Below are 10,452 nucleotides of genomic sequence, written 5' to 3'. Positions count from 1 at the left end.
GTGAGAGCCTGGACATCCGCTCCAGGCTCTCACGCCCCGCCGGGTGTGCGCGGCACCGTGTGACGTACGGCTCCTCTGCCGGCGGCGTGGAGGGGGCCGGCTCAGTCCGCCCAGCCGAGCAGGCGCCAGGACTCCATCCAGCCGGCGAACTGCTTCGCGTTGTACGCGGCGCCCAGCGTGCTCGGATTGGCCACCAGCACCAGGTCAGCGGCCTGGACGGCCTCGTCCTTCGCCAGCAGCTCGGCGACCTCCTCCGGGGTTCCCGCGTAGGTGGGCCCGGAGACGGCGCGGGAGCCGTCCAGGAAGCCGGAGGAGTCGCGGCCGTGACGCTCGTGCCCGAACCTGCGCTCGTCCTGCTCGTCCTGGATCGCCAGGATCGAACGGGTGACGGCGGTGTGCGGGGTGCGCTCGTGCCCGGCGGCGGCGAACGCCTCACGGTAGCGGGCGACCTGGTCGGCCTGCTGCACGTGGAAGGGGCGGCCGTCGTCCTCCAGCAGCAGGGTGGAGGAGACCAGGTCATAGCCGGCCTCGCCGGCGCGGACGGCCGTGGGGGTGGAACCGGCGCCCCACCACAGCCGGTCTGCCAGGCCAGGGGACTGCGGCTCGATCCGCAGCATGCCCGTGGTGTGGGACCAGCCCGACTCCAGGTCCGGCTGCGCCAAGGGCGTGCCGCGCAGCGCGGTGCGGATGCGCTCGCCGCGCTGCCAGGCGACCGAGGCCCAGCTCTCTCCCTCGGCGAGCGTGTACCCGAACTGCTCCTGCCCGTCCCTCGCCGCCTCCGGGGAACCGCGCGAGACGCCGAGCTCGAGTCGGCCGGCGGCGATCAGGTCCGCGGTGGCCGCGGCCTCGGCGAAGTAGAGCGGGTTCTCATAGCGCAGGTCGATCACGCCGGTGCCCAGGTGGATCCGCTCGGTCCGCGCGGCCATGGCGGCCAGCAGCGGGAAGGGGGAGGAGATCATCCGCTGGAAGTGGTGCACGCGGATCCAGGCGTCGTCCAGCCCGGCCGCCTCCGCGTCCACGGCCATCTGCACCGTGTCCTGCAGTGCCGCGGCCGCGTCCGGCCTGCCGGCGGAGTCGCGGTGCCAGTGTCCGAAGGAGAGGAAGCCCAGTCGCTTGTTGTTCATGTTTGAAGCAAACACCGGGGTGGGGTCTTCCATTCCCGACGACGGCCCGCGCCGCCCTGCCCGCCGCGCTCGTCTGGGACGCGTCGCTCGTCTGGGACAATGGGCGGCGATATGACTGCAGCTGCCCAGACCACCTCCGCACCCGCCGTGGACGCGCCAGGCGTGGACCCGAACGCCGCGCTCTACGCCAAGTCCGCCGGCGCCGGCCGCCGCATTGCGGACGACGACCAGCTCCACGAGGGCACCCACGCCGGTCCCACCGCGGATCGGCTCACCCTGCCGCCGCTGACGCTCGGCCCGATCACCGTGGACGTGCCCGTGGTGCTCGCGCCCATGGCCGGCATCACCAACACCGCCTTCCGCCGTCTCTGCCGCGAGTACGGCGGAGGCCTCTACGTGAACGAGATGGTGACCGCGCGCGCCCTGGTGGAACGCAAGCCGGAGTCCATGCGCATCATCCGGCACGACCCGGACGAGGTCCCGCGCTCCGTGCAGCTGTACTCCGTGGACCCGGTGACCACCGCCGGCGCCGTGCGCATGCTGGTGGAGGAGGACCGCTGCGACCACCTCGACCTGAACTTCGGCTGCCCGGTGCCCAAGGTGACCCGCCGCGGCGGCGGCTCGGCCCTGCCGTGGAAGTCGGAGCTGTTCGCCTCGATCGTCAAGGCGGCCGTCACCGAGGCGTCCAAGAAGGACATCCCGGTGACCGTGAAGATGCGCCGCGGCATCGACGAGGACCACCTCACCTTCCTCGACGCCGGGCGAGCCGCCCGTGACCTCGGCGTGGCCGCCGTGGCCCTGCACGGACGCACCACCCGCCAGTTCTACTCCGGCACCGCCGTGTGGGAGGACATCGCCCGCCTGCGCGAGGCCCTGCCGGACATCCCGGTGCTCGGCAACGGGGACATCTGGTCCGCCGAGGACGCCATCGCCATGGTGGAGCAGACCGGCGTGGACGGCGTGGTCATCGGCCGCGGCTGTCAGGGCCGCCCCTGGCTGTTCGGGGACCTGCAGAACGCGTTCGAGGGCAGGGCGGAGCGCTTCCGCCCGAACCTCGGCATGGTCGCGGACACCCTGTACCGGCACGCCGAGCTGCTGGTGGACACCTTCGGCGGCGACGAGGTCAAGGCGCTGCGGGACATCCGCAAGCACGTGGCCTGGTACTTCAAGGGCTACCCCGTCGGCTCGCAGATCCGCACCGCACTGTCCACCGTCCCGGACCTGGCGACCCTGCGTCAGCTCCTCGACGGCATCGACCGGGACATCCCGTATCCGGGCCCGGACGCCGAGGGCCCCCGCGGCCGCGCCGGCGCCCCCAAGCGCCCCCACCTGCCGGACGGCTGGCTCGACTCCCGCGAGCTCAACGCCGAGCAGAAGGCCATGATCGCCGCCGCCGAACTGGACGTGTCCGGTGGCTGAGCGGACAGTCGGAGGCGCCGTGCCGTCGTCGGGAACGAAGAAGGAGACGACGACGGTCTCCCGCGCCCACCAGCCGACCCTCACCTCCCAGCCGGTCCTGTTCGGGCCGGAGGGGCGCCCGCCCTATGCCGGGCGTGCGGTGCAGACGCCCGGCTACACCGGCTGGGACCGCACGCGGTGGCTGCCGGAGCCGTCGAAGAGCACGTACCGCTCCGACTTCGAACGGGACCGGGCGCGTGTGCTGCACTCCTCGGCGCTGCGTCGACTGGGGGCGAAGACCCAGGTGGTGGCCCCGGACGCGGACGACTTCGCCCGCACCCGCCTGACCCACTCGCTGGAGGTGGCGCAGATCGGCCGTGAGCTCGGCCGGTCGCTGGGCTGCGACCCGGACGTGGTGGACACCGCCTGCCTGTCCCACGATCTGGGCCACCCGCCGTTCGGGCACAACGGGGAGAAGGCGCTGGACGCCGTGGCTGAGGACTGCGGCGGCTTCGAGGGCAACGCCCAGACCCTGCGCCTGCTGGCGCGGCTGGAGCAGAAGAAGTCCTTCGAGGACGGGACGTCCGTGGGGCTGAACCTCACCCGGGCCAGCCTGGATGCGGCCTGCAAGTACCCGTGGCTCCGTGAGGACGCCCCGCTGAAGCCCGACGGCAAGCGCTCGAAGAAGTTCGGCGTCTACGAGGACGACCTGCCGGTGTTCGAATGGTTCCGCCATGGGGTGCACGGCACGCGCACCTCCATGGAGGCACAGGTCATGGACCTGGCGGACGACATCTCCTACTCGGTGCACGACGTGGAGGACGGCGTGGTCAACAATGCCTTCCAGCTGCGGTGGCTCGCGCGCGGCGAGCACCGGCAGCGTGTGGTGGAGACCACCCGCGGGTGGTACCTGCCGACCACGGACCCGGCCGAGATCGAGGCGGCGCTGGACCGGCTCGAGGCGACCGACCAGTGGGTGTCGCAGTTCGACGGCTCCCGCCGGGCCCTGGCGGCGATGAAGGACATGACCAGCCAGCTGATCGGACGCTTCTGCACGGCCGCCTTCGACGCGACGCGGGAGGTGTTCGGCAACGAGCCGCTCACCCGCCACAACGCTGACGTGGTGGTCCCGGCGGAGACACAGATCGAGATCGCGGCGATGAAGGGAATCGCCGCGGCCTACGTGATGACCTCCGAGCAGCGGCAGCCGCTCTATGCGAAGCAGCGGGAGGTCCTCACCGAGCTGGTGGACCTGCTGTGGAGCACGGGTGAGCAGTTCCTCGAGCCGATGTTCGCGTTCGACTGGGAACAGGCCCCCGACGACGACGCCCGGCGGCGGGTGGTGATCGACCAGGTGGCGTCCCTGACCGACTCCACCGCGCTCGAGTGGCACCACACCCTGGTGCAGGGCAAGAGCTTCACCCGCGTCTGGATCTGAGCCCCACCCCTTGACGTCTTGGGGATACAACACGGTGTTGAGATGCAATCTCAACGCCGTGTTGGCCCCTCACTTTCCTGGATCTGCCCCTTCCTGGCCCCTCACCTTCCTGACCTTCAGTCGACCAGGGCCGGGAGCACCTGACCGGCGGTGCCGCGCAGGACGTGGGTCACCGCGTCCGTCAGCTCGGTCTGGTCCGGGTTGACCTCCACGACGGGCGCCCCGGCTCCGAGCGCGACCAGGGGCAGGGACGCCGCCGGCTGCACCAGGCCGCTGGTGCCGACCACCACGCAGAGGTCGCAGCGCTCGAGGGCGTCGTAGGCACGGTCCCAGGCCGCCGGCGGAAGCATCTCGCCGAACCACACGATGCCCGGACGCAGTCGGCCCTCGCCGCAGACTTCGCAGCGCGGGGGAGTGTGCAGCCGCTGCGCCTCCAGGTCCTCCTCCGAACCGGCCTCCACGCCCTGGTCCAGCTCGCCGAGGTCCACGTCCGCCGGGGTGCTGCAGAGCACGCAGCGGAACTCGAACAGGGAGCCGTGCAGATGGGACAGCACACGGGTTCCGGCCCGCTCGTGCAGGTCATCCACGTTCTGGGTGGCGACCACCAGGCCCGGTGCGCCGCCGGCCTCGGGTGAGCTGCCGTCGTCGGGAACGGAGTCCAGGCGCTGCTGCCAGCGGGCGACCGCCTCGTGCCCCGGGTTGGGCTGCCGTGCGCGGACCATGCGAGCCCGCCAGCGGTACCAGGACCACACCAGCTTCGGGTCGGCGAGGAACGCCTCCTCGGTGGCGAGCTGCTCGGCGGAGAAGCGCTCCCACAGGCCGGTCTGGGCATCACGGAACGTGGGGATGCCGGACTCGGCGGACATGCCCGCGCCGGACAGGACCACAGGGCGCCGGGCTGCGGCGACGAGCTCGCGGACCTCGGCGAGCAGGCCGGGATCGACGGCGGGCGTGGGGATCTCGCTCATGGGCCCATCCCATCACGCCTCCTGCACACCCGTCCTGTCCCGTCCGGCGGTCGACCTAGGATGGTGGGCATGGCTGGGCTGATCGTGCGGAAGGACATCGACCTCGTCCGTGAGCGCGCCGACCTGAAGGCCATCGTGGAGGAGTACGTGACGCTGCGCTCTGCCGGCGTCGGCTCGTTCAAGGGCCTCTGCCCGTTCCACGACGAGCGGACGCCCTCCTTCCACATCCGCCCCGCCGTCGGCACCTACCACTGCTTCGGCTGCGGCGAGCACGGGGACGTCATCAGCTTCCTCATGGAGCTGGAGCACACCACCTTCACCGAGACCGTGGAGCGCCTGGCCGCCCGCGTGGGCGTGGAACTGCACTACGAGGACGGCGGCACCGGTCCGGACAAGGCCGAGGTGGGCCGCCGGCGCCGGCTGATCGAGGCCAACAAGATCGCCGACGAGCTGTTCGTGAAGGCCCTCGGCTCCGCGGAGGCCCAGACCGCCCGCGACTTCCTCACCGAGCGCGGCTTCACCGCCGAGCACGCCAGGCAGTTCGGCCTCGGCTACGCCCCGCAGGGCTGGTCCCACCTCCTCGACGCCCTGCGCAAGCGCGGCTTCCGGGACGAGGAGCTGCGCGCCACCGGCCTGTTCTCCGAAGGTCAGCGCGGCCTGTACGACCGCTTCCGCGGCCGCCTCGTCTGGCCCATCCGGGACATGACCGGCAACACCATCGGCTTCGGCGCCCGCAAGCTCTACGAGGACGACCCCGGGCCCAAGTACCTCAACACCCCCGAGACCGCGCTCTACAAGAAGTCCCAGGTGCTCTACGGGATCGACTTCGCCAAGCGGACCATCGCCAAGCAGCGCCAGCTCGTGGTGGTGGAGGGCTACACGGACGTGATGGCCGCGCACCTGGCCGGCATCGGCACCGCCGTGGCCACCTGTGGCACCGCCTTCGGCACCGAGCACATCAAGATCGTCCGCCGCCTGATCTCGGACGACGGCACCGGCGGCGAGGTCATCTTCACCTTCGACGGTGACGAGGCCGGGCAGAAGGCCGCCCTCAAGGCGTTCGAGGAGGACCACCGCTTCCTCGCCAAGACCTACGTGGCCGTCGAGCCCTCCGGCATGGACCCCTGCGACCTGCGCCGGCACAAGGGCGACGAGGCCGTCCGGGCCCTGATCAGCTCCCGGCGGCCCCTGTTCGAGTTCGCCATCCGCTCCGGCCTCAAGGACTATGACCTGGACACGGTCGAAGGCCGTGCCGGCGCGCTGCGCCACGCCGCGCCAATCGTGGCCGGCATCAAGGACTCCGTCCTCCGCCCCGGCTACGAGCGCGAGCTCGCCGGCTGGCTCGGCATGGACCCCAACGTGGTCCACCGGGCCGTCGCCCAGGCCTCCCGGCGGCAGGCGCCCGGGCCCGCCCCGCGCCAGGAGAACGCCCCGGGCCGAGGTGAGCCGGCAGGCGGAGGCGAGGGGCCGGCGTCGGGAAACGTTGCACCACGGCCTCAGGTGCAGATCGTCCGCGTGGACCCGCGCGACCCGGTCGCCCGGCGCGAACGCGAGTCCCTCGAGGTGGTCCTGCAGCACCCCACCCTGCTCTCGGCCGAACAGTGGCAGGCGTTCTACGAGGCCCGCTTCACCGTGCCCCAGTACGCCGCCGTGCATCGCGGCATCATGACCGCCGCCACCGGGGGAGCGACCCCGCAGGTGTGGGTCGAGTCCATCAGCGACCACGTCCCGCCCGAGGTCCGCGGCGTGGTCTCCGCGCTCGCCGTGCGGGACATCCCCGCCCGCACGGAGGCCGACGTGGTCCGCTACTGCCGAGACATCATGAACCGCCTGTTCGGCCTGCAGATCCAGCACCGCAAGGCCGAGCTGCTCGGCCAGCTGCAGCGCCTCGGCGCCGGCGGAGACCCCGCCGAGTTCTCCCGCCTCAACACGGAGCTCATGGAGCTCGAGGCGCGCCGCCGCGCCCTCCGCAGCGACGACTGACCCCCGGCCGGCGTTTTCGTTCGGGAAACGGTTGGGTTCGGCGGGCCTTTCGTTCGGGAAGCGGTCGAGTCCCGCGACGCTTTCGTTCGGGCGAGCGTCGGGTTCGCGCCGCTGACGTCACCCAGTCACCCAGAACGACGACGGTCCGGCACCTTCCTGCCGGAAGGCACCGGACCGCGCACAGGCGAACGGCGTCCCGAGGAGGATCAGCCCTTCACGATGTCGCCGGTGACGGCGTCCACGTAGACCTTGTCGGCATCGTTGCCGTCGGCGTCGTCGAAGTCGATCTCCCACACGAGGGTGCCGTCCTCCTCGTCCAGTTCCACATCGTCCACGGTCTGGCCGTCGCGGCCCTCGAGGGCGGTGCTGATGGCGTCGTCGATGGAGACCTCGGCGCGGTTGGCCTTGTCCGCGTCGTCCTTGTCCGTCTTACGCTCGGTCTCGGTGACCTCGCCGTCCTGGGTGACGTCGTACTCCACGGTCTCCTCGCCCTCCACGGCCTCGACGTCCCACATGGTGTCGTCGTCATCGCGGTCCAGGGAGAGCACGATCGCGTCGGCGGCTGTGCCCTTCACAGCGTCGATCGCGTCGAAGGCCGGATCGGTGCCGGCGGCGGAGGAACCGGCGGAGGAACTCGAGGCGGCCGAGGCGGCGGAGGGAGCCGAGGAGGCGTCGTCCTTGTCATCGGCGTTGTCTGAGGCGTCGTCATCGGCGTCGCCCGAGGAGTCGGCCTGGGCAGGAGCCGAGGAGGACTGGTTGTCCTGCAGCTCGATCGAGTCGCCGGCCTCGGAGTCGCCGGAAGCGCCGCAGGCAGAGAGGGCGAGCACGGCCAGGATGCCGGTGCCGGTGAGGGTGAGCTTCTGGGTGAGGGTCTTCTGCATGGTGTGACTCGCTTTCCAATCCGGGGCAGATCGTCCGTCGATCTTGTGTTTCATGAAACGGGACGATCATGAGAACAGTGTGAGCACGTTGCGCTGGGGAACCCGAAGCCCGCGATCACGCCGATTTGGCATGTGCACGGGAGGGCTTGTAAGATAGTCTCCGTTGTCCAGATGACCTGGAGGTCGCCTGGGAGACATTCCCCCGTAGCTCAACGGCAGAGCATTCGACTGTTAATCGAAGGGTTACTGGTTCGAATCCAGTCGGGGGAGCAGAGCAGAAGCTTCCGAAGCCCCTGCACCGACGAGCTCGGTGTGGGGGCTTCGTCGTGCCTGGAGGACGACCGGGCCGCGGGAGCTAGTTGGGCCCGCCACTGTCGCCCGTGTTGGACGCGATCGCGCGGACTTCGAAGTCTCGCGGCAAGGACAACACCTCGGTCTCCGAACAGATCCACGACACCGAGGTGGTCTCGGTCACGGAGCTGCGTCGGCTGCCGTTCGGGTGGGGGATCCTGCTGAACCGCAACGGGCGTCCGATCCTGATGCAGATGACCCGTTGGTGGGACCGCAAGGACGGCAAGCAGATCAAGGAGGCCGCGGGGCGGTACTCGAAGGCGCTGCTGGCCGAGCTGTAGTCCAAGGACCCGGCCCCGTCCACACCGACCGACGCGGACCGGGCCGAGGACTCCGTGGCGGCGTTGGACCCGGTGCCGGAGACGGCCCCGGCGATCCCTGTGCGGTGAGGGCATGGGCAGGTTCGGGCTGCACCGCACCGGCTCGGCCGAGTACAAGCGGTACCTGCGGTCCCAGGCGTGGGGGTACAGGCGGGTGCGGTGGTTCGCGGACTGCCGGCAGGCCGGCCAAGAGCCGGCCTGCCAGGTCTGCGGGATCACGCTGACCCAGGCCGGGACCCTGGACCTACACCACGTCTCGTACAAGGGCGTGGGCCAGGACGAGGAGGGCCGGTGGCAGGCCCGTGAAGCGCACAACGACCTGATGCCGTTGTGCCGGGACCATCACCAGCGGGTGCATCAGATCATGGACGGCAAGAAGGAGTTCTTTGGATGGGACCGCAGGCGGGCGACGGTCGTGATCGTGGCCAGGATGATCCGGCAGAGGCAGGCATGAGCGACGGCGGGGGTGCACGGTGCCATGTCTGCCAGCGGACCGTCTCCACGAGGTGGCACTGCACCGATGGACGATACCTGGACCGCGCCGAGTGTCGTGCCGCCGGCGGGATCGGGGTGTGGTTGTGCGGTACATGCGAGGACGCCGCGCATCGCTACATGCGCTCGACCGGGGCAGGCGGGCGCGAGGCCGTTGAGGAGCTGTTCGCCCGGCTCGAGAGGCTGTTGGGCGGGCCAGCACGCCGGTACACGAGGGAAGGACGGAACTGATGGCATCGCCCTGGGTTGAAGACGACGAGCCCACGGACTGGGAGGGGCCGGCGGCCGCCGATGACGACGGACAGACGGGGACTCCGCTGCCCTACGTCGACCCGGAGGTCGCCGCGGAACTCGCGGGCGAGGGTCCGCCGGTGTGGATGGGCACGCGGTGGCGGGAGATCGAGGCCGAGCACCAGTGGGAGGCGTGGAACACGCTGCGCCGCTGGGTGGACTGGTTCGTGGCCGAGTACCGGCTGGTGACCTCGGTAGTACCGCCCTGCTGGTACAAGCACTCGGACCTCACCGCCGAGCTGTACGCGGCCATGTGCATGGAGTACAAGGTCTGGGAAGAACAGGCTCCGGGGCTGGGGCCGATGATGATGTGGCACCCCCACGTGGAAATGCTCACCGCGCGTCTGCGCCGCATGGTGGACGAGGCAGGCTGCGCGAAGATCGGGATGCACAAGGAACCCGAGGCGTACGGGGACCGTCCGGCGTTCACGTTGGACTACGACGAGGACGACTTCACGGCCTGGGCTGGTACCACCCGAGAACAGGACACTCTCGAACGGCCTGAAGAAGGCGTGCAGTACCTACGCGCCCGTGTGCTCAACGGCGACGGGGACGAGGTGGCCGTGTCGAATCCCGTGGGCCTGGCGGCTCGGCGGACGCCGTCGAAGGTCACCGCTGAGGTGGTGACGACGTCTTCCACTCCGGCAGAGCCGAGCGTGCGGGTGCTCGTGTCGAGCACGGACGCGAGCCTGGAGGTCGAGTGGCAGACCTCCAGGGACTGCGAGGCGTGGGTGTAGGCGCCACGGCACCTACACCCACGTCGCATCAACGCCCGCGCTTGAAAGAGACGTGCGCGTAGCCGATGCTGATGAGCATCAACACCGTCTGCCCGTTGTGGCGGGTTGATTATGACAAGTCATGTGGCAGGCAGACGACGCCCGAAGCGCCGCGCCCGGTGCCTTGCAGGAGTGGTCGCCACAAACGACCGCTATGGCGTGAGGCTTCCTGCCGTTGCTTTAGTCAGGTGAGGCTGGGGGAACCGAGAGGTGCGGCCACGTAGTGTCGAGCACCTGGTGCCGGTAGGGGGCAGTACCTTTAGTGGTCGCTCGTATTACTGATCGGCACATCGATGCGGTCGCGCGCGACCACCACACCCTCCTTCAGTACGAAGCACTCGACAACATGGGCCCCTCGGAAGCGCGTCCTCTCTTTACGGACGTTGGGCTCGCTTGAGTCGATGATCTGTCCGCGGATGTTGTTTCGGCG

10 protein-coding genes and 1 tRNA gene are annotated in these 10,452 nt (G+C 70.2%); 7 read left to right on the top strand and 4 right to left on the bottom strand.

The window, feature by feature from the left end:
- Window positions 1–101 precede the first annotated feature (101 nt).
- Window positions 102–1,124, bottom strand: coding sequence for an LLM class flavin-dependent oxidoreductase (locus tag MLY01S_RS11135; RefSeq protein ID WP_067192105.1), 1,023 nt, complete (start codon window positions 1,122–1,124; stop codon window positions 102–104).
- Between the two features lie 111 nt (window positions 1,125–1,235).
- On the opposite strand from MLY01S_RS11135, the gene dusB reads away from it, so the two are divergent.
- On the top strand, window positions 1,236–2,543 hold the full coding sequence (dusB, locus tag MLY01S_RS11130) for a tRNA dihydrouridine synthase DusB (RefSeq protein ID WP_082740138.1): 1,308 nt from the start codon (window positions 1,236–1,238) through the stop codon (window positions 2,541–2,543).
- A gap of 97 nt (window positions 2,544–2,640) precedes the next feature.
- Complete coding sequence (locus MLY01S_RS11125) at window positions 2,641–3,960, top strand: deoxyguanosinetriphosphate triphosphohydrolase (RefSeq protein WP_371327624.1); 1,320 nt, start codon at window positions 2,641–2,643, stop codon at window positions 3,958–3,960.
- Between the two features lie 116 nt (window positions 3,961–4,076).
- Here the strand turns inward: MLY01S_RS11125 and MLY01S_RS11120 are convergent, their stop codons facing one another.
- Complete coding sequence (locus MLY01S_RS11120; protein ID WP_067192102.1) at window positions 4,077–4,928, bottom strand: SIR2 family NAD-dependent protein deacylase; 852 nt, start codon at window positions 4,926–4,928, stop codon at window positions 4,077–4,079.
- A 69-nt stretch (window positions 4,929–4,997) separates the two neighbouring features.
- On the opposite strand from MLY01S_RS11120, the gene dnaG reads away from it, so the two are divergent.
- Entirely contained in the window at window positions 4,998–6,911 is a 1,914-nt protein-coding gene (gene dnaG / locus MLY01S_RS11115) for a DNA primase (RefSeq protein WP_067192107.1), read from the top strand.
- 206 nt (window positions 6,912–7,117) lie between these two features.
- On the opposite strand, the gene MLY01S_RS11110 is transcribed toward dnaG, so the two are convergent.
- Window positions 7,118–7,792: a PepSY domain-containing protein gene (locus tag MLY01S_RS11110; protein ID WP_067192099.1), complete on the bottom strand. Its 675-nt coding sequence runs from the start codon at window positions 7,790–7,792 to the stop codon at window positions 7,118–7,120.
- A gap of 198 nt (window positions 7,793–7,990) precedes the next feature.
- On the opposite strand from MLY01S_RS11110, the gene MLY01S_RS11105 reads away from it, so the two are divergent.
- The 4 genes from MLY01S_RS11105 (at window position 7,991) to MLY01S_RS11090 (ending at window position 9,983) form a co-directional block, all read left to right on the top strand.
- Window positions 7,991–8,062, top strand: a tRNA-Asn gene (locus MLY01S_RS11105).
- A 110-nt stretch (window positions 8,063–8,172) separates the two neighbouring features.
- The gene (locus tag MLY01S_RS11100) at window positions 8,173–8,424 is read left to right on the top strand and encodes a hypothetical protein (RefSeq protein WP_245232057.1); all 252 of its coding nucleotides are present in this window, start codon (window positions 8,173–8,175) and stop codon (window positions 8,422–8,424) included.
- 112 nt (window positions 8,425–8,536) lie between these two features.
- A complete protein-coding gene (locus MLY01S_RS11095) occupies window positions 8,537–8,917 on the top strand; it encodes a hypothetical protein (RefSeq protein ID WP_067192093.1) in 381 nt (126 codons plus the stop codon).
- Window positions 8,918–9,185: 268 nt separating this feature from the next.
- Window positions 9,186–9,983, top strand: coding sequence for a hypothetical protein (locus MLY01S_RS11090; protein WP_067192091.1), 798 nt, complete (start codon window positions 9,186–9,188; stop codon window positions 9,981–9,983).
- A 298-nt stretch (window positions 9,984–10,281) separates the two neighbouring features.
- Here MLY01S_RS11090 and MLY01S_RS13155 read toward each other — a convergent pair whose 3' ends face one another.
- Window positions 10,282–10,440, bottom strand: a complete 159-nt coding sequence (locus tag MLY01S_RS13155; protein WP_373279970.1) for a nucleotide-binding domain-containing protein — start codon at window positions 10,438–10,440, stop codon at window positions 10,282–10,284.
- Between the last annotated feature and the right edge of the window lie 12 nt (window positions 10,441–10,452).

Origin of the sequence: Micrococcus lylae NBRC 15355 (genome assembly GCF_001570885.1) — a bacterium.
Taxonomy (GTDB): Bacteria; Actinomycetota; Actinomycetes; order Actinomycetales; family Micrococcaceae; genus Micrococcus; species Micrococcus lylae.
Note: the sequence above shows the minus strand (reverse complement) of the source record. Positions and strands in the feature narration are given on the sequence as shown.

What these genes read in the sequence shown, in the direction of transcription:
- MLY01S_RS11120 (WP_067192102.1), bottom strand. Translation starts at nt 4,928, where the DNA reads ATGAGCGAGATCCCCACGCCCGCCGTCGATCCCGGCCTGCTCGCCGAG.
- MLY01S_RS11110 (WP_067192099.1), bottom strand. Translation starts at nt 7,792, where the DNA reads ATGCAGAAGACCCTCACCCAGAAGCTCACCCTCACCGGCACCGGCATC.
- dnaG (WP_067192107.1), top strand. Translation starts at nt 4,998, where the DNA reads ATGGCTGGGCTGATCGTGCGGAAGGACATCGACCTCGTCCGTGAGCGC.
- MLY01S_RS11090 (WP_067192091.1), top strand. Translation starts at nt 9,186, where the DNA reads ATGGCATCGCCCTGGGTTGAAGACGACGAGCCCACGGACTGGGAGGGG.
- dusB (WP_082740138.1), top strand. Translation starts at nt 1,236, where the DNA reads ATGACTGCAGCTGCCCAGACCACCTCCGCACCCGCCGTGGACGCGCCA.
- MLY01S_RS11135 (WP_067192105.1), bottom strand. Translation starts at nt 1,124, where the DNA reads ATGAACAACAAGCGACTGGGCTTCCTCTCCTTCGGACACTGGCACCGC.
- MLY01S_RS11095 (WP_067192093.1), top strand. Translation starts at nt 8,537, where the DNA reads ATGGGCAGGTTCGGGCTGCACCGCACCGGCTCGGCCGAGTACAAGCGG.